The organism is Kribbella sp. NPDC006257 (assembly GCF_040613535.1).
In the GTDB taxonomy this organism is placed as follows: domain Bacteria; phylum Actinomycetota; class Actinomycetes; order Propionibacteriales; family Kribbellaceae; genus Kribbella.
The window spans coordinates 45,566-65,969 of the sequence record NZ_JBEXSJ010000036.1; the positions used below are offsets into that span (position 1 = coordinate 45,566).

19 protein-coding genes and 1 pseudogene are annotated in these 20,404 nt (G+C 67.9%); 14 read left to right on the forward strand and 6 right to left on the reverse strand.

Annotated elements, in window-relative coordinates:
* Positions 1–42: 42 nt before the first annotated feature.
* The 3 genes from ABZ004_RS32485 to ABZ004_RS32495 form a co-directional block, all read right to left on the reverse strand.
* Positions 43–495: an NUDIX domain-containing protein gene (locus ABZ004_RS32485; RefSeq protein ID WP_355684983.1), complete on the reverse strand. Its 453-nt coding sequence runs from the start codon at positions 493–495 to the stop codon at positions 43–45.
* Positions 496–588: 93 nt separating this feature from the next.
* Positions 589–822: an antitoxin gene (locus ABZ004_RS32490; RefSeq protein ID WP_355684985.1), complete on the reverse strand. Its 234-nt coding sequence runs from the start codon at positions 820–822 to the stop codon at positions 589–591.
* A 101-nt stretch (positions 823–923) separates the two neighbouring features.
* Positions 924–1,160: a hypothetical protein gene (locus ABZ004_RS32495; protein ID WP_355684986.1), complete on the reverse strand. Its 237-nt coding sequence runs from the start codon at positions 1,158–1,160 to the stop codon at positions 924–926.
* 182 nt (positions 1,161–1,342) lie between these two features.
* Here ABZ004_RS32495 and miaA point away from each other — a divergent pair, with 182 nt between their 5' ends.
* The 4 genes from miaA (at position 1,343) to ggt (ending at position 5,516) form a co-directional block, all read left to right on the forward strand.
* A complete protein-coding gene (gene miaA / locus ABZ004_RS32500) occupies positions 1,343–2,365 on the forward strand; it encodes a tRNA (adenosine(37)-N6)-dimethylallyltransferase MiaA (RefSeq protein WP_355684987.1) in 1,023 nt (340 codons plus the stop codon).
* Entirely contained in the window at positions 2,346–2,873 is a 528-nt protein-coding gene (locus tag ABZ004_RS32505; protein WP_355684988.1) for a SigE family RNA polymerase sigma factor, read from the forward strand. The genes miaA and ABZ004_RS32505 overlap by 20 nt, the downstream gene beginning before the upstream one ends.
* Before the next feature lies 1 nt (position 2,874).
* Positions 2,875–3,558 (forward strand): hypothetical protein, encoded by a 684-nt coding sequence (locus tag ABZ004_RS32510; RefSeq protein WP_355684990.1) that lies wholly within the window; start codon positions 2,875–2,877, stop codon positions 3,556–3,558.
* 140 nt (positions 3,559–3,698) lie between these two features.
* Complete coding sequence (gene ggt / locus ABZ004_RS32515; RefSeq protein WP_355684992.1) at positions 3,699–5,516, forward strand: gamma-glutamyltransferase; 1,818 nt, start codon at positions 3,699–3,701, stop codon at positions 5,514–5,516.
* 204 nt (positions 5,517–5,720) lie between these two features.
* On the opposite strand, the gene ABZ004_RS32520 is transcribed toward ggt, so the two are convergent.
* The gene (locus ABZ004_RS32520) at positions 5,721–8,300 is read right to left on the reverse strand and encodes a tetratricopeptide repeat protein (protein WP_355684993.1); all 2,580 of its coding nucleotides are present in this window, start codon (positions 8,298–8,300) and stop codon (positions 5,721–5,723) included.
* Positions 8,301–8,477: 177 nt separating this feature from the next.
* On the opposite strand from ABZ004_RS32520, the gene ABZ004_RS32525 reads away from it, so the two are divergent.
* The 6 genes from ABZ004_RS32525 to hflX all read left to right on the forward strand — a co-directional run bounded on the left by ABZ004_RS32525 (position 8,478) and on the right by hflX (position 12,616).
* Positions 8,478–8,933: a carboxymuconolactone decarboxylase family protein gene (locus tag ABZ004_RS32525; RefSeq protein WP_355684994.1), complete on the forward strand. Its 456-nt coding sequence runs from the start codon at positions 8,478–8,480 to the stop codon at positions 8,931–8,933.
* Between the two features lie 18 nt (positions 8,934–8,951).
* Positions 8,952–9,083, forward strand: a complete 132-nt coding sequence (locus tag ABZ004_RS32530; protein WP_355684996.1) for a hypothetical protein — start codon at positions 8,952–8,954, stop codon at positions 9,081–9,083.
* A gap of 77 nt (positions 9,084–9,160) precedes the next feature.
* A complete protein-coding gene (locus ABZ004_RS32535; RefSeq protein WP_355684997.1) occupies positions 9,161–9,670 on the forward strand; it encodes a SigE family RNA polymerase sigma factor in 510 nt (169 codons plus the stop codon).
* Positions 9,667–10,146: a hypothetical protein gene (locus ABZ004_RS32540; protein WP_355684999.1), complete on the forward strand. Its 480-nt coding sequence runs from the start codon at positions 9,667–9,669 to the stop codon at positions 10,144–10,146. Before ABZ004_RS32535 ends, ABZ004_RS32540 begins: the two co-directional genes overlap by 4 nt.
* A gap of 28 nt (positions 10,147–10,174) precedes the next feature.
* Positions 10,175–11,020 carry a diaminopimelate epimerase gene (gene dapF / locus ABZ004_RS32545; protein WP_355685001.1) on the forward strand — a complete coding sequence of 282 codons (846 nt, stop codon included), beginning with the start codon at positions 10,175–10,177 and terminating at the stop codon, positions 11,018–11,020.
* 81 nt (positions 11,021–11,101) lie between these two features.
* On the forward strand, positions 11,102–12,616 hold the full coding sequence (hflX, locus tag ABZ004_RS32550; RefSeq protein WP_355685002.1) for a GTPase HflX: 1,515 nt from the start codon (positions 11,102–11,104) through the stop codon (positions 12,614–12,616).
* 86 nt (positions 12,617–12,702) lie between these two features.
* Here hflX and ABZ004_RS32555 read toward each other — a convergent pair whose 3' ends face one another.
* A complete protein-coding gene (locus ABZ004_RS32555; protein WP_355685003.1) occupies positions 12,703–15,063 on the reverse strand; it encodes an immune inhibitor A domain-containing protein in 2,361 nt (786 codons plus the stop codon).
* 241 nt (positions 15,064–15,304) lie between these two features.
* Between ABZ004_RS32555 and ABZ004_RS32560 the strand changes: the two genes are divergently transcribed.
* From ABZ004_RS32560 to ABZ004_RS32570, 3 genes are read left to right on the forward strand one after another with little or no spacing between them, the layout of a single operon-like run.
* The gene (locus ABZ004_RS32560; protein WP_355685004.1) at positions 15,305–15,787 is read left to right on the forward strand and encodes a DUF5931 domain-containing protein; all 483 of its coding nucleotides are present in this window, start codon (positions 15,305–15,307) and stop codon (positions 15,785–15,787) included.
* Positions 15,742–16,440, forward strand: coding sequence for an ATP-binding protein (locus tag ABZ004_RS32565; RefSeq protein ID WP_355685005.1), 699 nt, complete (start codon positions 15,742–15,744; stop codon positions 16,438–16,440). Before ABZ004_RS32560 ends, ABZ004_RS32565 begins: the two co-directional genes overlap by 46 nt.
* Complete coding sequence (locus ABZ004_RS32570; RefSeq protein WP_355685006.1) at positions 16,437–17,102, forward strand: response regulator transcription factor; 666 nt, start codon at positions 16,437–16,439, stop codon at positions 17,100–17,102. Before ABZ004_RS32565 ends, ABZ004_RS32570 begins: the two co-directional genes overlap by 4 nt.
* A 36-nt stretch (positions 17,103–17,138) precedes the next feature.
* On the opposite strand, the pseudogene ABZ004_RS32575 reads toward ABZ004_RS32570, so the two are convergent.
* Positions 17,139–17,378: pseudogene (locus ABZ004_RS32575) on the reverse strand (S8 family serine peptidase); the annotation flags it as partial.
* Between the two features lie 299 nt (positions 17,379–17,677).
* Between ABZ004_RS32575 and secD the strand changes: the two are divergent.
* Positions 17,678–19,975 (forward strand): protein translocase subunit SecD, encoded by a 2,298-nt coding sequence (gene secD / locus ABZ004_RS32580; protein ID WP_355685007.1) that lies wholly within the window; start codon positions 17,678–17,680, stop codon positions 19,973–19,975.
* Positions 19,976–20,404 lie beyond the last annotated feature (429 nt).

Below are 20,404 nucleotides of genomic sequence, written 5' to 3' on the forward strand. Positions count from 1 at the left end.
TGTAGAGCGAGCCGGAGGGCCCGGCGGTGAACAGCCGGAGAACTACTCGAAACCTTGCGCGATGACTGCGGGCAGACCGCCCGACTGGAGCCCTCTCAGCACCCGTGCCTCGTGCGGGACCACCGGGTCGGGCAGGTTGTCCAAGGAGTACCAGGCGAGCCCGGCAGCCTTGCCGGGCTCCATCAAGCGGGGCTCACCACTCCAGCGCGACGTGGTGAAGAAGAAATCGACCCGTTCGTCGATCGCCTGCCCGTTCCCGCCGGTCCGGTGCATCGCGGTGACCGGCACCAGGTCGTCCGGGTCGATCTCGACACCGACCTCCTCGCGCACTTCGCGAAGAGCAGCAGCGAGCACCGACTCGTCCTTCTCCACATGCCCGGCCGGCACCGCCCAGTAGCCGTCCATGTAGCCGGTATTGGCCCTGAGCAACATCAAGACCTCGTCGCCACGCCGCAGTACAACGTACGCCGCCGGAATCACCTGAAACCGATCCATCCCGCCACCCTAGTGCCCCGTGTCGGACAACCCTCGACAAGCAGAAGGGCCGCGAGGAGAAGGTTCGCCTCGCGGCCCCGGGACCTGCAGACGTCAGGCCTTGTTGGCGATGTCGTCGTCCTGACCGTCCAGTCCGTCGAGGCCGTCCTTGGCCTTGTCGACGCCCTGGTCGATCTTGTCGCCGTACTTGCCGCCGGTCTTCTCGTCAACGAAGTCGCCGGCCTTGTCGAGACCATCCCCGACCTTGTCGCCGTGCTGGTCGACGAGGTCGGTCGCCTTGTCCTTGAGGTCCTCGGCCTTGCCCTTGAACTTGTCGAAGATGCCCATCGCGTGGGGCTCCCATTCCTAGCGTAGTGAACTACTTACAGACAGCTAGGCTGGATACTCCCACCAAGCGGGCCCCAGGTGTGGGATCCCGGCGTACCGCTTTACTCGACGTCGCCGCCGCTCTCGTCCGGCCCACCGACCTCGACGTCCCCGCCGCTCTTGTCCGGTCCGCTGATCTCGACGTCCCCGCCGCTCTTCTGGGCCTCGACGTCGCCGCCGCTCTTACCCTTGAGCTCCACGTCGCCACCACTGCGCTTGGCGTCGGCGGAGTCGATCCCGCCGTCCAGGTCCAGTGCGTCCTTGGCGGCGTCGCCCTCTTCGTCGAACTGATTCGTCACTTGCAAACCCTCCCGAGTCGGTACTGCTCGCGAAATAAAGTCGGCCCCCCGTAGCGGACCGGAACTCCTTGCCCTTGTTCTTACCGAACGGACAGGGTCATCACAACCCCCGCACGGGCAGACTTGGGCAAGACTTCACGCCTGTCCGGCAGCCCGAAGAGCCGCACTGTCACACTGGTGTGATGGTCGTGCCCCTTGTCGTCGCAGTCGTCGGTCCCACGGCGGCCGGCAAATCCGACCTCTCCGTTGCCTTGTGCAAACGACTGGCGGGGGAGGTCGTCAACGCAGATGCGATGCAGGTTTATCGCGGGATGGATGTTGGTACGGCGAAAATCACGGCGGCCGAGCGGCAGGGGATCACCCATCATCTGCTCGACATCCTCGACGTCACCCAGACCGCGACCGTCGCCGAGTTCCAGCACCTCGCCCGCGCGGCGATCGACGACTGCCTGAGTCGTCAGGTGGTTCCCGTCCTCGCCGGTGGTTCCGCGCTCTACGTCCGCGCGATCCTGGACGACTTCGCCTTCCCGGGCACCGACCCCGCAGTACGGGCACGGCTGGAAGCCGAGCTAGCCGAGCACGGATGCGGCGAGCTGCATCGACGGCTAGCCGCCAAGGATCCGGCCGCCGCCCAGCAGATCCTGCCGAGCAACGGACGGCGGATCGTGCGCGCGTTGGAGGTCATCGAGATCACCGGTACGCCGTACGTCGCGACGCTGCCCGAACACACCTACATCTACCCCGGTGCCGTCCAGCTCGGACTCGACGTGCCGCGGCCGGTCCTCGACGAACGCATCGACCGCCGGGTGGACCGCATGTTCGAGAACGGCTTCGTCGACGAGGTCCGCGACCTGCTCGGCAAAGGTCTCGCAGAGGGCCGTACGGCGAACCGCGCGCTCGGCTACTCCCAGGTGATCGCGTTGCTGGCCGGTGAGATCAGCGAAGCGGAGGCGCGCGAGCGCACCGCTCAGGCGACCCGGAGATTCGCCCGCCGGCAGGATTCCTGGTTCCGCAAGGATCCCCGGATCACCTGGCTGGCCTACGACGATCCCGATCTGGTCGACCGCGCGCTGTCCGTCGTACGGGAAGCGGCCGAAAGCCAAGAGGAATCGGGTAATCCTTCGCGTGCGCAAGGCAACCGATCCCGCGCTACAGACGTAGTCGGGGTGGAAGAAGGCGCACGGCATGTCGATGCGAGGGGGTGACCGTGAGGCCGAGTTCCGCGAGTACGTACTCGCGGATCGCAACCGACTGATGCGTACGGCGATGTTGCTCACCGTGGGCGATGTGCACACCGCCGAGGATCTGGTCCAGACCGCCTGTACCCGGGTGTACGTGCACTGGCACCGGATCCGGCACGAAGGCGCTGGGCCGTATGCGCACCGCATCCTGGTCAACGCCTTCCTGGATGAGCGCCGCCGGGCCGGCCGCCACCCCGAGGTGGTGACCGCGGAGGCACTCGAGCCGCGACTGTCCGACGAGACGGACCCGGTGGACACACTGGCCGTCCGGCGGGCGCTCCTCGACCTGGCGCCGAGGCAACGGGCCGTCCTGGTTCTGCGGTACTTCCAGGACCTCGACGTCGCGAGCTGCGCACGGATCCTGGAGTGCACCGAGGGGACAGTGAAGAGCCAGACGGCGAAAGCCCTGAAACGACTGAAGGATCTGATGGCCGAGGACCCGGCCGCGGATCCCGCGACCGGGAGTAGTTGACGTGGACGAGGTGAAGAAGCTGCTGACGCAGTTCGCCGACCAGGCGGTCGACGGCCTGCCGCCGGCCGATGTGGACGCGGACGTGGCGCGCGGCCGCCGGGCGCTGTTCCGGATCCGGGCCCGCCGCCGGACGACCGGCGTGCTCTGCATCGCCGCCGTCTCGACGGCCGTGTTCGCCTTCGGCAACCAGCTGAAGTGGTGGGGCGGTGCGGACAAGGAGGTGGCCACGGGTGGGGCCACCTCGGAGACCACCGCGACCCCGACGCCGGCCGCGCCGACCCCGAGCCAGGCCGGCGAGACGATGTCGATGTTCGCCGGCGCCGCGCTCGACCTGGTCGCGAACACCAAGCCCTGGAGCTCGGTCGCCTGCACGCTCGTGCCGCGCGGCTGGACCCCGCAGACCCCGATCACCGCCGACCGCGTCGTACTGACTCCGCCGAGCGTGCGGACGTCGGACGAGAACGCCAAGCTCGTACTCCGGTCGGCCACCGACGCGCAGAGCCTGGCGTCCGTGCGGGTGAGCCAGGCGGACGGCAAGGTCTTCCACATCGGGACCGCGGCCGGGCGCGAGGTCGGTCAGGTGAAGCTCGGCGAGCGCTGGCTGGTGGTGCAACTGCCGGAGCAGCACCAGGAGTGGGACGACGTCTCGTTCCAGCGCTTCCTGGCATCTTGCTCGCTGTCCTGACAGAGCTGTCCTGACAGAGCTGTCCTGACGGAAACTGTCCTGACGGAAACTGGCCTGACACGGTTTCGACTGGCGGACCGGGCGTTGAGGCTGTAGGCAGGGGCTTGTCCCTGTTTTGCCGACCCCTGCGGAGGACCCCGGTGACACCGAAGAGCTTGGCTGCTGCCCTGACGACCGGCGCACTCGTCCTGTCCGGCCTGACTGTCACTACCGCGAGCGCCCACCACCCACCGGCGCCGACTCCCAAGGTGCCCACCGCGGTCGGGTACGGCGGTGCCGTGGCCTCCGTCGACGCCGATGCCACCAACATCGGCCTGTCCGTACTCCGGCGCGGAGGCAACGCGGTCGACGCGGCGGTCGCCACCGCGGCCGCGCTCGGCGTCACCGAGCCGTACTCGGCCGGGATCGGTGGTGGCGGCTACTTCGTGTACTACAACGCGAAGAGCCGCAAGGTGTACACGATCGACGGCCGGGAGACCGCGCCGGCGACGATGCCGAGCGACGCGTTCATCAATCCGGCGACCGGCAAGCCGTACACCTTCTTCCCCGACCTGGTGACGTCCGGCGTCTCGGTGGGCATCCCGGGCACGCTGGCGACCTGGGACTCCGCCTTGAAGTCGTGGGGATCGTTGTCCCTCGGCAAGGCGTTGCAGCCGGCCGCTGATCTGGCCAAGCACGGGTTCGTCATCGACCAGACCTTCCGCAACCAGACGCTGGACAACAAGGTGCGCTTCTCGGCGATCGTGCCGACGGCGAACCTGTACCTGCCCGGTGGCGATGCCCCGGTCGTCGGGTCGGTGTTCCGGAACAAGGACCTCGCGAAGACCTACGAGTTGCTGGGGCGCAAGGGCACCTCGGCGTTCTACAACGGGCCGATCGCGCACGAGATCGAGAGCGTGGTGAAGACGCCGCCGAAGGCCCCGGGGACCACCTTGCCGGTGATGCCTGGCTACCTGTCGACGGCCGACCTCGCGAAGTACAAGGTCATCAAGCGGGACCCGACGAAGGTGCACTACGAAGGACTCGACGTCTACGGGATGGCGCCGTCGTCATCGGGCGGTACGACGGTGGGCGAGGCGCTGAACATCCTGGCGCCGCAGCACTTGTCACAGCTGCCGGATGCGCAGAGATTGCACATGTATCTGGAGGCGTCGGCGCTGGCCTTTGCCGATCGTGGCGCCTACGTGGGCGACCCGGCGTACGTGGATGTCCCGACCAAGGAGCTGTTGTCGAAGGGCTTCGGGGCGGAACGTTCTTGCTTGATCGACCCGGCGCACGCTGCCGTGAAGCCGGTCAAGGCAGGCTCGCCGGACGGCTCGTACCAGCCTTGCACTGCAGGGGTTGCGTCGGCCGACCGTCCTGACACCGAGGGGCTGTCGACGACGCACCTGGTCACTGCGGACAAGTGGGGCAACGTGGTCTCGTACACGTTGACGATCGAGCAGACCGGCGGCAGCGGCATCCTCGTCCCGGGGCGCGGCTTCCTGCTGAACAACGAGCTGACCGACTTCTCCGCGGTCTACGACCCGGCTGACCCGAACCGCATCCAGCCCGGCAAGCGGCCGCGCTCCTCGATGTCGCCGACCATCGTGCTGCGTCACGGCAAGCCGTTCCTGGCGCTGGGTTCACCCGGCGGCTCGACCATCATCACCACCGTCCTGCAGGTGCTGACGAACCGGCTGGACCGGGACATGACGTTGCCTGAGGCAATCGCCGACCCGCGCGCCTCCCAGCGCAACACCGCGAACGTGTCCGCCGAACCCCCGTTCATCGTGAAGTACGGCAGCGCGTTGACCCCGTACGGCCACACCCTGATCAAATCCGGCGACGAACTCACCTCGGCCGCCGAGATCGGCGCCGTGGCAGCCCTCGAGTTCCTCCCCGGCGGCCGCTACCTGGCCGCCGCCGAACCCACCCGCCGAGGCGGCGGCGCAGCCGGCACCGTCTGGCCCCGCTGAGATTCTTCGCCTGCCCGCATGGACTTCCCGCGACTTACCGGATCGACTCGCCGAATTTTCGTCGGAAAATCGGCGAGTCGAGAAGGGGAGTTGAAGGACATCGGCCAGTCGAGCCGGTAAGTCGATCGGAGTGCGGCGAGCGCGCCGGTCAGTGGCTTTGCCGAGGCCGTGCGAGCCAGTGGGGCAACTCTCGATCGGAGCGCTTCAGGGGTTCTTGAGGCGTTTCGGGGCGGTGGGGAGGGGAGGGGGAGTGACGGGTGGCTCGGTGGTAGGGGTTTCGAGCCATCCGTCGTACTGCGTGAGTAGGTCGTCCAGGAGCGCGAGGTCGGTCGTACTGGGCAGGATGACCATCCACGGGTGGTCCTCGTCGTCGTCCTCGCCCTGGAAGCGGCCTCGGCGCATTTCGCCGGACAGGGCGTCGGCGACTGCCTCGGCGTCTTCGCGTTCGAAGAAGTAGGCGACCAGTTCCATGGGACGAAGCCTACTGAGACCCTCCCGGGCGACCGTGGCCTCGTGGGCGTAGCCGGTGGATTCGGCGAGCTCCAGAGCCTCCTGATAGATGCGGCGTGCATCGTCGGTCCGGCCGGCGACGAGGGAGGTTTCGGCGTAGCTGTTCAGGAAGTTCACGGCCCACTGGTGTTCGGTGGAGTCCTCGACGAGCTGCAGTGCATTCCGGTGATCGGCGAGCGCCTCGTCGTACTGGCCGGCATGCCGGAGAGCGACGGCCAGGTAGTTGAGGCACCAGGCCTGGTTCTGCAGGTGGTCGTCCTCGCGAGCGAGTCGTAGCGCCTCGGTGAGGTGGCCAATCGCGGCCTCGGGATCTGAAGAGCCGGTTGCCGCGCCGAGGGTGACGAGCGCCGTGATCGGTGGCGGCCAGTCCTCCTTGTCTTGCTGCAGGGCAAGGGCATTCGCGGCGAGCGCGGCTGCCTCGTCCAACCGCCCGAGCTGGTACGCCGCCCAGGCCTGGAACGCGGTCGCATGGGCGACACCCTTCGGCCGGCCGTCGGCACCGAAGAGCTGAGCGGCCTGCTCGAACAACGCCATCGCCCGGGCCGTCTCACCGAGATCCTGGTGGAGGTACCCACGGCGTACCGCCAGTGAGGCGGAGTCGGGCATCGCGGCCGCCGCGGATTCGTAGTACTGCAAGGCTTCCTGGAAGCGACCTGCGCTGTAGCGGGCGAATCCGAGATCGGCTTGGACCGCCGCGACGAGGCCGGGATCGTCCAGGCGTTCGGCGGCTGCCAGCGCCAGGTCGAGCAGGCGGTTCTCGTCGGCGGAAGCGGCGCGCCGGAAGTAGTACGGGCGGAGCACGCGTGGCAGGCGGCTGACATGCAGATCCGAGCCGAGAGCCAGAGCCTCCACGAGGTTCGGATACTCGTGGTCGAACCACGCCAATGCGGCATCCTGGTCAGCGAAAGCCGGCATCGCGGCCGGCTCGGGACAGGGGAGTGGTGTCTCGTCCGGATAGGCGTAGCGAAGAAGTCTGCTTGCGGCCGCAGCGCTGTGCAGGTAGTAGTCGAGCACTCGTACGACGGCCTGCCGCTGCTCCGCCTCGGACTCCTCGGCGGCAGTGAGTCGGCCGGCGTAGGCGCGCACCAGGTCGTGCAGCCGGTAGACCTCCGCTCGCGGTTGCTGCACGAGGTGGCTGTCGACCAGATCCTCCAACTGCTCCTGCGTGGCGCCGAGGGTGTTGCCGGTGAGCGCGGCCACGACGTACCCGTCGAAAGTTGCTCCTGGCAACAGCCCTAGCAACCGGAAGGTTCGCCGCTGACCATGATCCAGCTGCCGCAGCGACATCGAGAGCGCAGTGTCGACGTGATCCGAGCCGGCCCGCAACCGGTCCGCCAGTACGCCGACCGTCCACCCGGGCCGGTGCCGCAACCGTGCTGCCGACAACCTGATCGCCAACGGCAGCCCGCCGCAGAGCCGCAGTACTTCCGCTGCCGCGTCCGGTTCGTTCGCCACCCGATCGCCAGGACCACCCGCGTGCCGTAGGAGCTCGATCCCGTCGGCGTCGTCGAGCACCTCCAGCGAGACCGGCGGGACCTGGTCGAGCTCGACGAGCCGCTTGCGGCTGGTGGTCAGGACCGCGCTGGCACCGGCGCCCGGCAGCAACGGCCGGACCTGCTCGGCGGTGGCCGCGTTGTCCAGCAGCACGAGCACCCGGCGATCAGCCAGCTCGGCCCGCCAGCGCGCCGCCAGCTCCTCCAGCCCGTCCGATCCGCTCGGCACGGGGACCTCGAGAGCGGCAAGCAGCATCCGTAGCGCGTTGGCGGTCTCCAGCGGTTCACGCCCAGGCGTGAAGCCGTGCAGGTCCAGGTAGAGCCGGCCATCGGCGTACTCGGCTGCCAGTTGGTGGGCCAGATGCACGGCCAGGCAGGTCTTCCCGACGCCGGCCATTCCATCGATCGCGACCGCACGACCGGCGGCGAGGCTCTCCCGGACTGCGTCGAGTTCCGCCTGCCGTCCGGTGAAGTCGGCGACGTCCAGCGGAAGATCGTTGCGCCCCGCGACCTTGGGACGAGCCGGCGGCGGTGACGGCGGGAGCCGGGAGGCCTGCTCCCAGAGTTCGCGCAACGGACGGGGATCGCGCTGCACCACGCGGCACAGGGCGACGACCGAGGCCCAGGGCGGGAGGCTGCGGCCCGCGAAGTACCGCGACAGCGATGACGAACTGATGCCGGTCGCCCGCTCGAGTTCGCGCAGGCTCCGCCCGGACAGGTCCTGGATCGCCTGCAACCGCCCGGCCAGTTCGGTCCGGGGCGATGCGGCCCGCTGTGTCACGCCCCACCTCCGCCCGTGTCCCACCCCGGGACGATCATCTCCCCGCACATTAGTGCAGGTGGGAGCGCGTTTCGCTGTCCCACGGTGTCCCACCGGCCTCGCTGGGGCAGTGCTCCCGATGGTCCGATCGGTCCTGTTCACACCGAACACGAACAAGACACCGAGAAGGAGCCGACAATGCAGTCACGGATGAAGAACCCGGTCATGGTCATCACCGAGGCGATGGGTCCCGCACAGAAGTTGATGGGCGCGGCGAAGCTGGGCGGCGTACCGGAGACGACCCTCGAACTGGTCCACCTGCGGGTCAGCCAGATCAACGGGTGCAGCGCCTGTGTCGACGGCGGGACGAAGACCGCCCGCAAGGCCGGTGAGACCGAGGACCGGCTCGCCGCGCTCGTCGCCTGGCGCGAGACGCCGTACTACACCGACGCCGAGCGAGCAGCGCTCGCCCTCGCCGAAGCCGGGACCCGGCTGGCCGACGCCGCCCCGGGCGTCTCCGACGAGATCTGGGACGAGGCCGCCCAGTACTACGACGAGCGCGGCCTGGCGGCGCTGGTGCTGATGATCGGCGTCACCAACCTGTTCAACCGCCTCAACGCCACCACCCGCCAAATCGCCGGCGCCTGGGGCTGAGCTCGCGAGGAGAACCCGATGACCGTACGAATGCACACTTACCGGGTCGGCCCGGACGACCTGCCCGAATTCCTCAGCCGGCGAGCGGCCGTCATGTCCTTCACCGCCGACACCCACGCCCAGAACGGCGAAATCATCGACGAACACTGACTGGGCACTCGGACTTCCGTGCAACCGATCGCTGACCCGCCCTGTAGTTCAGGGTGAGATCAACGACAGGGGCACGGATGAGCCGGGACACGGAGTTTCTGGAGTATGTGACCGCGCACCGCGGGCGGATGGTGCGGACCGCGCGGTTGCTGGCCGGCGGGGATCATCATTGGGCCGAGGACCTGGTGCAGACCGCGCTGACCAAGTTGTACGTGCACTGGGGGAAGGTGCGCCAGGCCGAGGGCGCCTCGTCGTACGCCGATCGCATCCTGATCAACGCGTTCATCGACGAGCGCCGCCGGTTCTGGCGCTCCCGCGAAACCAGTACGGCGGAACTCCACGACCCGGATCCGCCGAGAGGCCCCGATCACGCGGACCGCCTCACCGTGCTCGACGCCCTCGCCCAGCTACCTCGCAGGCAACGCGCGGTCGTCGTACTGCGGTACTTCCAGGACCTCGACGTGGCCGCCGTGGCCCGGGCGATGGACTGCAGCGAAGGCACCGTGAAGAGCCAGACCGCCCGGGCGCTCGCCAAACTCCGCGATCTCATCGACGACCCTCTGGACACCTTGGAGCGTGCACGATGACCGACCTGAAGCACCTCCTCGACCACGCAGCCGGTGACGAGCCGGTCCTGACCGATGCCGACCTGACAGCCGATCTGACTCGCGGCCACCGCTCGCTCCGACGCCGTCGTTTCGTGGGGATCGCGGGCACTGCTACCGGTACCGTCGCTGCCATCGGCGTTGCCCTGTCAGTGGGCGCTCCGTGGAACAGCCCGGTTGCCGGCGGTACCCATGACGGCGTACGGCTCGTGCTCAGCGGCAAGGCGCTGCCCGGCGCGAAGGTGTGGTGCGACTTGAAGCCGGCCGGGTGGACACCGATAGTCCGGCCTTCCGTGGACGGGCAGTACCGGCTGGAGATTCTTCCGCCCAGCGGTGGCGACCCTCTCGTCGTCACCGCTGACGACGAACTGATCAACTCCTTCGACACGCCGCCGTCGATCATGGCGGATTCGGTGACCCTGCATCGGTTCACGGACTCCTGTCACACGGTCAAGTAGCTTCGCCCAGCCCCGTAGGATCGGGGGTGTGGGAGAGACTTTTGGTTGGCTCAAGGGGCATGGGACCGAGAACGACTTCGTGTTGTTGCCCGACCCCGACGGGACCGTGCACGGGGATCTGGTGCCTGGGTTCGTGCGGTTCCTGTGTGATCGGCATGCCGGGATCGGGGCCGACGGGGTGCTACGGGTGATCGAGGGGTCGAAGCAGTCGTACGTCGAGGACGGCGGCGCCTGGTTCATGGACTACTGGAACTCCGACGGGTCGATCGGGGAGATGTGCGGCAACGGGATCCGGGTCTTCGCCCGGTATCTGCTCGAGGCGGGTCTGATCGGCGACAAGCCGGTCCTGATCGGTACCCGGTCCGGCGTCAAGGAGGTCTCCTTCAACGACGACGGGACGCTCACCGTCGACATGGGGGAGCCGGCCTTCCCCGGCCCGGCCGGGATCGTCGTCGGGGCGAACGGGCACCAGTGGCCGGCCGTCCACGTCAACATGGGCAATCCGCACGCGGTGGCGTTCGTCGACGACCTCCGCGAGCCGGGCCCGCTGGTGGACGCGCCGGACTGGTCCCCGCTCGAAGCTTTCCCGGACGGAGTGAACGTGGAATTCGTGGTCCGCAAGGGCCCGAACGAGGTCGAGATGCGGGTCCACGAGCGCGGCTCGGGCGAGACCCGCTCCTGCGGCACCGGCACCTGCGCGGTCGCGGTGGCCTCCGCACGGGCGGCCCGGCAGGAAGCTCCGGTCACCTACAAGGTCGGCGTACCGGGTGGTGTTCTGTCGATTACTTGGCGTGACGACAACCGCATCGAGATGACCGGACCCGCTGTGATCCACGCTCGCGGCGAGTTCGACCGCGCCTGGCTGCCCGCCTGACGGGAATTCGGTACCACGTGTGGTCGTTGGACAGTTAATCGGGTCGCCTGTGTGGGCGCTCCGTGCCACGATGGAAGGTATATGACGACCCAATCGCATTCATACGAAGAAACAGATGTCGAACTCGACCTGGATCAGGGCGAGGACTCGGACTCTTCGGCGGGTTACGACCTGAACGACCGAGCTCCACGTACCGAACGAACGGGCACCGAGGAACTGGGCACCGAAGGCTTGGAGCTCGAGGAACGCCAGGCGCTACGGCGCGTGGTCGGGATGTCGACCGAGCTGACCGATATCAGCGAGGTCGAGTACCGCAAACTTCTGCTGGAGCGCGTCCTGCTGGTCGGGGTGTGGACCGAAGGCAGTGCCGAGGACGCCGAGAACTCGCTCGCCGAGCTGAAGCTGCTCGCTGAGACGGCGGGTTCGGAGGTGCTCGACGGTGTGATCCAGCGGCGCAAGAAGCCGGACCCGGCGACCTTCATCGGTTCCGGCAAGGTGGCCGACCTGCGCAACCTGGTCGCGTCGCTCGGCGCGGACACGGTGATCGCCGACGGTGAGCTGGCGCCTGCCCAGCTGCGCAACCTGGAAGACAAGCTGAAGGTCAAGGTGGTCGACCGGACCGCGCTGATCCTGGACATCTTCGCCCAGCACGCGAAGAGCAAGGAAGGCAAGGCCCAGGTCGAGCTGGCCCAGCTGCAGTACATGAAGCAGCGGCTGCGTGGCTGGGGTGGCAACCTGTCCCGCCAGGCCGGTGGCCGGGTCGGTGCGGCCGGTGGCGGTATCGGTGGCCGTGGTCCCGGTGAAACCAAGATCGAGACCGACCGGCGCCGGATCAACACCAAGATCGCGAAGCTGCGGCACGAGCTGAAGGCGTTGAAGGGCACCCGCTCGACGATGCGTCAGGAGCGCCGCCGGCACTCGATCCCGTCGGTCGCGATCGCCGGCTACACCAACGCCGGCAAGTCCTCGCTGCTGAACAAGCTGACCGGTGCCGGGGTGCTCGTCGAGAACGCCCTGTTCGCGACGCTGGACCCGACCACCCGGCGTACGACGACGTCGGACGGCCGCGTCTACACGTTCACCGACACCGTCGGTTTCGTCCGGCACCTGCCGCACGACATCGTCGAGGCCTTCCGCTCGACGCTGGAGGAGGTTGCGGACGCGGATCTGCTGCTGCACGTGGTCGACGGTTCGCACCCGGATCCGATGGCCCAGATCAACGCGGTCCGCGAGGTGCTGACCGAGATCGGCGCGGGTGACGTCCAGGAGATCATCGTGATCAACAAGGCCGACCTGGCCGATCCGATGGCGCTGGCACCGATCCTGCACCGTGAGCCGCACGCGATCGTGGTCTCCGCGCACACCGGCGAGGGGATCGACAAGCTGACCGAACTGGTCGAGTCGTCGCTGCCGCAGCCGGACGTATCGGTCGACCTGCTGCTGCCGTACGACCGCGGCGACCTGGTCTCCCGGATCCACTCCGAGGGCTCGGTCGACACCCTCGAGCACACCGGCGACGGCACCCGCGTCGCCGCCCGCGTGCACGCCGGCCTGGCCGACGAGCTCGCGCCGTACGAGGTCCCGGCCACGGTCTGAGACGAACAGAGCCGCAACGGTCTGAGACAAACTGAACCGCGGCCCCTGGGAAACCCAGGGGCCGCGGTTTTTGTTGCTGGAGGCAATTAGCTGCGCTTCGAGACCTTGACGGTCATCGAGGTGCCGCTCTGGCCCGTCACCTTGATGTTGACCCCGTTGTTGGGGATCTTCACCGAGTTGTTCGGGAGCTCCGGGAACCAGTAGGACTTGCTGTCGTTGAACGTCGGCACCGCGTCCTGACCACGGATGTAGCTGGCCTGGCCGTTGAAGTGCAACGTGAACGAGTCAGCCTTGATCAGCCCGAACGGAGCGTCGTAGCCGCTGACGCGCGGGCGCCAGACGGTTCCGTCGATCCGGTTGATCGGGACCGGCCGCGCGTCGATCGGCAGGGCCCGGCCAGTGCCCGGGTGGACGCTGACGTTGTTGTCGGGCACCGAGGTGTCGACGTACCAGATGAGCAGGCCCTGCTGGTACGGGAAGTGCTCCACCTTGTCCGGCTGCGTGTTCAGGAAGCCGAAGTTGTACGGGCCGGTCTTGAGGTTGGCGTCGTACGAGATGTGGTTGATGTTCGTCGCGATGTAGTAGTTGTCGAACAGCGTGGTGAGGCTGCCACCGGCCGAGCTGAAGCCGGCCAGCGTCCAGCCCTCCGGCGACGTCTCGGCGCCCGAGTCGACCAGGGTGGTCGTGCCGCTGGTGACCTTGAGGTCGTCGGCGAAGAAGCCCTTGCCGCCGGCCGCCGCGTCGGTCGTGTAGTGCAGCTGCAGACCGATCGTCTTGCCCGCGTAGGCGGACAGGTCGAAGGTGGCCGGGACCCAGCCGGCGCTCGTGCCGTCGATCCCGTTGCCCTCGGCGGCCTTGGTGATGCTGCCGGGGATCGCCTTGTAGCCGGTGCCGTCGTTGACCTCGACGTAGGCGTAGTCACACGGGTCGGGACCGCAGTCCTCGATGTCGTAGTTGGCCTGGAAGGTCAGGCTGGCCGGACCGGCCGGCAGGGTGACCTGGCGGCTCATCGAGGTGTTGATGTTGTTGCCCTGACCGCTCCACCACTGCTTGGCGCCGACCGCCGGGGTGACCAGCGGACTGACCACCTGCTTCTTCGGCAGTGTGACGACCAGGCCCTGCGCCTTCGGCGAGTTGTACTCGTACGGGCCGAGCTCGACGGTCCGGTTCTGGCCGGTGTTCACGATCTCGTAGTCCAGCCAGCCGAGGAACATCTTGTCCCAGGCGCCGAAGTCGGCCGCCTGCTCGCCGATACCACCGTCGGCGGGCTTGCCGACCCGGCTCTGCGCCATGATCGTCCACCAGTTGACGCCGTTCTCGCCGCCGGCCGTGTCGTACTGGTCCGGCAGGCCGAGGTCGTGGCCGTACTCGTGCGCGAAGACCGAGATGCCGCCGTTCTCCGGCTGGACGGTGTAGTCGCCGACCCACATGCCGGTGTTCCCGATCTGGGCACCACCGATCGGGAAGTTCGCCGGGCCACCCGGGGTCTGGACGCGCCAGCGGTGCGACCAGATCGCGTCCTCACCCTGCTGCGGGTCACCATCGGCCTGGTCGCCACCGGAGTGGACGATCTGGAAGTGGTCGATGTAGCCGTCCGGCTCGTTGAAGTTGCCGTCGCCGTCCCAGTCGTAGCGGTCCCACTGGTCGTACGTCGCCAGGTCGGCCTTGATCTGCGCGTCGGTCTGACCCTTGGCCTGCTGGTCGACGACCCACTGGTTCACGGCGTCCTGGACCAGCGCCCAGGTGTTGTTGCAGACGTTGCCGGCGCACGGGTAGCCGTTCGACCGGCCGTAACGGGCCTCGTTGTAGGGCACCTTCACCCAGTCACTGACCTCGCCGTTGACCGAGTAGCGCCCGGAGGACTGCCGCTCGTAGTACTTCTTCACCGAGTTGCCGGTGCCGAAGTACAGGTCGCGGTAGTGCTGGGCCGAGTAGTCGGCCTGCCAGATGGTGGAGTTGTCCACGGCCCGGTCCGGCTCGGGGATCGCGTTGTGCAGCGGGCCCTCGAACGTGGCCGGACCAGGCGTCGCCGCGGAGGTGTCCTGGTCGGGGTAGTTCGGGTGACGCTGGTTGCCGAACTCGGCCAGGATGACGAAGATCTTGTCGGTCTTCTCGCGGGACAGCTCGACGTACTGGTCGACCTTGCCCTGGGCGTTCTTGGTGCCCTTGGCGGCCTTGGCTTTGGTGCCCAGCTTCATCACGGTGCTGCCACCGCGCTTCTCGGCCTTGCCGGTGCCGTTCAGCAGCTTGGTGATCGCGTCCTGGCGCAGCTCCCGGCGCTTGTCCTCCAGCGGGTTCGGCAGCTCGTCCGAGGCCGGTGTCTCACTGGCAGTAGTGGTGCCGCCTGTGGACGGCAGTTTTGTCGCGGCGTTCCCGGCCTGGCTGATGGTCAGGCCGAGGGTCGCCGCAATAGCCAGGCTGACCAGCCCGACAGATAGCTTGCGCACGTTTCCCTCCCAGCTCATAAAAATCCACTCCGTCAGGTGGTAACGGAGTGTGACTCGTGCTCCCCCGAGCGTGTACTTCTGCGCGACAGTACGGGGAAAATCGCGGTTGCTGAAGTGGTTCGCCGGAATTTTCCGGGTAACAGCGGGGAATCATGCGCACACGCACCTGAGTAAGACCACTCAATCGACTGGAGTACCACCACGGAGCGCATCGGCCGGGCCGGTTGGCAGACTGTGCGGCATGGAGGATGTCCGGGCGCGTGGTGACTCCGCGGACCTGTTGCTGCCGCTGTGGCGCGCCCTGGTGGTGTTCCGGGTGATCACCTGGCTGTTCGCCTGCTTCGGTGTCTGGTCCCGGTGGGACGGCATCGTCCGGCCGTCGGGAGCGATCGCCCAGCTCGCGATCATGGGCGTGTGGACGGTCGTTGCCTCCATCGGCTACAGCCGGCATTGGGGCCGCCGTAACACCCGCCTGGCCGTCGCCGACCTGGTGGTGACGATCCTCTGCATGTATGCGACCCTGCTGGCCCAGCCGCTGGCGGACATCCGTGGTGGAGCCTCTGTGCTCACCTCTGTCTGGGCAGCCGGTCCGGTGATCGCACTGGGCATCTCCCGCGGCCGGGACGGCGGACTGCCGGAGCCGCGGCCGTCAGCCTCGCCCTGTTGTCCCTCCGTGGCGTGGACGACGCGTCGCAGCTGCTCGGCAACGTCCAGCTCCTCCTAGTCTCCGGATTGGTCGTCGGGTACGCCGCGACAACCATGCGCCGTGCCAACGCACGCCTGCGCGAGGCGATCGCTGCTGAGAGCGCTGCGGCGGAGCGGCTCCGGCTAGGCCGGTCGATCCATGACGGCGTACTGCAGGTTCTTGCGCAGGTGCAGCGGCGCGGTACTGCGATAGGCGGTGAGGCAACCGAGTTGGCGGCGCTCGCTGCCGAGCAGGAGATCGCCCTGCGCACTCTGATGGCTTCTAGACCGCCTACAGGTGACCGGGGACGGATAGACCTCTGCATGCTGCTGATCCCACTGGCTACCACGCGAGTGGACGTCGTCGTACCGGCAGAGCAGGTGCTGTTGCCGACGGCGACAGCTACCGAATTGGTTGCCGTGGTCAAGGAGGCACTGAGCAACGTGGACAAGCACGCCGGCCCGAACGCGCGATCGTGGGTGGTCGTGGAGGACCTCGGTGCCGACGTGCTGCTGTCCGTCCGCGACGATGGGACCGGGACGACTCCGGACCGGTTCGAACAGGCCGGCTCCGACGGTCACCTCGGCGTCAGCCAGTCGATCCGCGGCCGCATCACCGACCTGGGCGGCACCGTCTCGGTCCGCACAGCTCCGGGTGAAGGCACCGAATGGGAAATGAAGGTCAGCAAATGACTCGCGTGATGATCGTGGACGACCACCCGATGTGGCGTGAGGGAGTTGCGCGGGATCTGGGGAGTCGTGGGTACGACGTGTGTGCGACGGCCGCGGATGTCTCGAGCGCGGTGCGGATCGCGTTGGCGACGCGGCCGGATGTGGTGGTGATGGATCTGCAGCTGGGTGAAGGGTCCGGGGTCGACGCGACCCGGGAGATCACGGCGGCGCTGCCGGACACCAGGGTGCTCGTGTTGTCGGCCAGCGCTGAGCAGACCGACGTACTGGCTGCTGTGAAGAACGGCGCCTCCGGCTATCTGGTGAAGTCTGCGTCGCTGGAGGAGTTCGACGACGCAGTACGGCGTACTGCTGAAGGCGATGCTGTCTTCAGCGCCGGGTTGGCCGGGTTGCTGTTGGGGGAGTACCGGCGGCTCGGTGCTGGGCCAGAGGTGCCGCAGCTGACCGAGCGGGAAACAGAGGTACTACGGCTCGTCGCGCGTGGCCTGACTGCTCGCCAGATCGCGACCAGGCTGGTGCTGTCGCACCGGACTGTTGAGAACCACGTGCAGAACACTCTGCGCAAGCTGCAGCTGCACAACAGGGCCGAGCTGGTTCGCTATGCCATTGAGAACGGCATCGACTCCTCCTCCTCTGATGGCGAGGAGGAGTCGACTACTCGCTAGAGGCCATTGCTGTAGAGCAGGCTTCACTGCATGGGCGGTCACCCAGTCGACGTCGGCGATGGCGGCGGACGCCGTACCGGAGCCGTTGCAGTCCAGCCACTTCACACCGTGCAGCCGGATCTGCTTGGCGATTCCGTACGACGTGGAGCCGATGGTGCCGGCCACGTGCGCACCGTGCCCCATGCAGTCGGTGTTGTTGGAGTCGTCGAAGGTGGCGCGGCCGCCGAAGTTCGGGTGGGTGGCGTCGATACCGGAGTCGATGATGCACGCATTCACGCCGCTACCGGTGTGGTTGTAGGTGAACGAGTTCGACAGCGGCAGGTTGCGCTGGTCGATCCGGTCGATGCCCCACGACGGCGGGCTGGTCTGGGTCGCGTCGATCGCGCGGCCTTGCTTCAGCTCGACGATGTAGGTGTCGGGGCGGAGGGGTGATCACTCGCTGCTCGTGAGCGCTCATGGCGCTCCGGGGCCACCCTTGAGTCCGTCCGTACACTGTCGATCCATCCCCGATTGACTGCTCTCAGTCACGACACCGGCACTTAGTGTGCTGAGTGCCCATCTCCCGGAGGCTGTCAGTGAAACGCTCGTCCATCGTCCGGGCGCTCTTCGCGTTCTTCATCCTGGTCGCGTCCGGCTATGTGGTGATGACCGCGAAACCACAGCTCGGCCTCGACCTGCGCGGCGGCACCCAGATCGTGCTGGAGACGAGCGACTCGCCGACCGTCAAGGCCGGCAAGGAGACCACGGACAAGGCCTTGGAGGTACTCCGGCGCCGGATCGACGCGCTCGGGGTCAGCGAGCCGAGCGTGACCCGGCAGGGCGACAAGCGGATCATCGTCGAGCTGCCCGGGGTCCAGGACCCGCGCGAAGCCGCGAAGGTGATCGGCAAGACCGCGCAACTGACCTTCCACCAGGTGCTCGACCAGGTCGCCACCAAGCCGGCCAAACCGGCGGCCGGCGATCTCTACCTGCCCGACGAGTCCGGCGGCGGCTTCCTCAAGCTCTCGAAGCCCGCGATGACGGGGGAGAAGGTCGGCGGCGCCGACGGCCTGTTCGACACCCAGCAGGCCTCCGGCTGGTTCGTCCAGATGGACTTCAAGGGCGACGGCGGCAAGGTCTGGGCGAACATCACCGGCAAGGCGGCCTGCGAACCGGTCGGCGCACCCCAGCGGCGGGTCGCGATCGTGCTCGACAACGAGGTGATCACCGCGCCGCAGGTCGACCCGAACGGCGGCGCCCAGCTCTGCAACATCGGGATCGCGGGCGGCACCAGCACGATCACCGGCTCGTTCACCGAGGACGAGGCCAAGGACCTGGCCGCGCTGATCGAGGGTGGCTCGCTGCCGGTGCCGGTGCACGTCGTCGACCAGCGCACGGTCGGCCCCTCGCTCGGCAAGGACGCGATCCAGGCGAGCGCGCTGGCCGGCGCGATCGGCGTCGGACTGACCGCCCTGTTCATCATCTTCGTCTACCGGCTGGTCGGCCTGATGGCAGTCCTCGGCCTGATCACGTACGCCGGGATGTCGTACGCCGCGTTGACCGCCCTCGGAGCGACTCTGACGCTGCCAGGGCTGGCCGGGTTCGTGCTCGCGATCGGGATGGCGGTGGACGCGAACGTCCTGGTCTTCGAGCGGGCCCGCGAGGACTACATCAGCGGGCGAACCGACGGGCTGCGGCGATCTCTGCGGAGCGGCTTCCAGAACGCTTTGTCGGCGATCGCGGATTCGAACATCACCACCTTGCTGGCTGCCGGACTGCTGTTCTTCCTGGCTGCCGGGCCGGTGCGCGGATTCGGGGTCACGCTGAGCATCGGCGTACTGGCTTCGATGTTGTCGGCGCTGGTCGTGACCCGGGTGCTTGCGGAGTTCCTTGTTTCGCGGAAGTTCCTGCTGAAGCGGCCTGCTTGGAGCGGTATCGCCGGGCATGGCCGGGTTCGGGTGTGGCTCGAGGCGCGGCGGCCACCGTTGATGAAGCACAGTCGCCGGTGGTTGGTGATCACGGCTGTCGCGATCGTGGTCAGCATCGCCGGGGTCGGGGTTCGCGGTCTCAATCTGGGTGTCGAGTTCACTGGTGGACGGCTGCTCGAGGTGAGCACGGCTCAGCGGATCACGCCGGATCAGGCGCGGGCCGCGGTGGCCGAGGCGGGGTACCCGACGGCCGTCGTACAGGCGTCCGGCGCCGACGACATCACCGTCCGGACCGGCACGATCAGTGACGACGAGGCGGAGAAGATCCGCGAGTCGCTGTCCCGGATCGGCGGCAGCGCGGACGTCATCCGCAACGAGAGCATCGGGCCATCGCTCGGGACCGAGCTGCGGAACAAGGCCTTGATCGCTCTGGGAGTCGCGCTGCTGGCTCAGCTCGCCTATCTCGCGGTGCGCTTCCGGTGGACGTTCGGCGCCGGTGCGGTGCTTGCTCTGTTGCAGAACGTCGCTGTGGTGGTCGGCGTCTTCGCCTGGACCGGAAAGCCGGTCGACGGCATCTTCCTCGCCGCGCTGCTGACGATCATCGGTTACACGGTCAACGACTCGGTCGTCGTCTTCGACCGCATCCGGGAGACCCGCAACGCCCGCTCGACCGAGAACCTCGGCCCGGTCGTCGACACCGCGATCGTCAACGTCCTCCCGCGAACCATCAACACCGGCATCAGCACCCTCTTCATCCTCGCCGCCCTCCTCTTCCTGGGCGGCGACTCCCTCGCCGACTTCGCCCTCGCCCTCCTCCTGGGCATCCTCGTAGGCACTTACTCCTCCAACCTCACCGCCGCCCCCCTCCTGGTAGAACTGGAAAAGCGCTACCCGGCCCCACCCCCACGCCCCAAAACCCCCCAACGAGACCGAAACGCTCAACCAGACCGAGGCGCCGTCGTCTAACCCCGCCCCACCCCCACCGGACGCCTCGCCTGCCCGGCGTCACCCCACGCCCCACCTTCGCGTTCGCGCGGCACCCACGCCCCACCTTCGCGTTCGCGCGGGGCACCCACGCCCCCTTCGCCTCCGCGGCACCCCCGCCCGGCGAACCCACAGTTTGAGGGGTTGTCCCCTCAAACTGTGGGTTGCCTGCGTGGATACCGGGCGCCAACCCACGCCTTCGGGGGATAACCCCTCAAACGGTGGGTTCGCCTTGAGCAGCCCGCCCTGGCCCACGCAGCCCTGGTCCACCCCGCCCCTGGCCCACGCAGCCCTGGCCCACGCAGCCGTGGCCCACGCAGCCCTGGTCCACCCTGCGCTGGGTCCGCCGCAAGGCTTGGTCCACCGCGCCGTGCCCAATCCCCTTGGCCTTCCTTCCCTCCGTCGTACTTT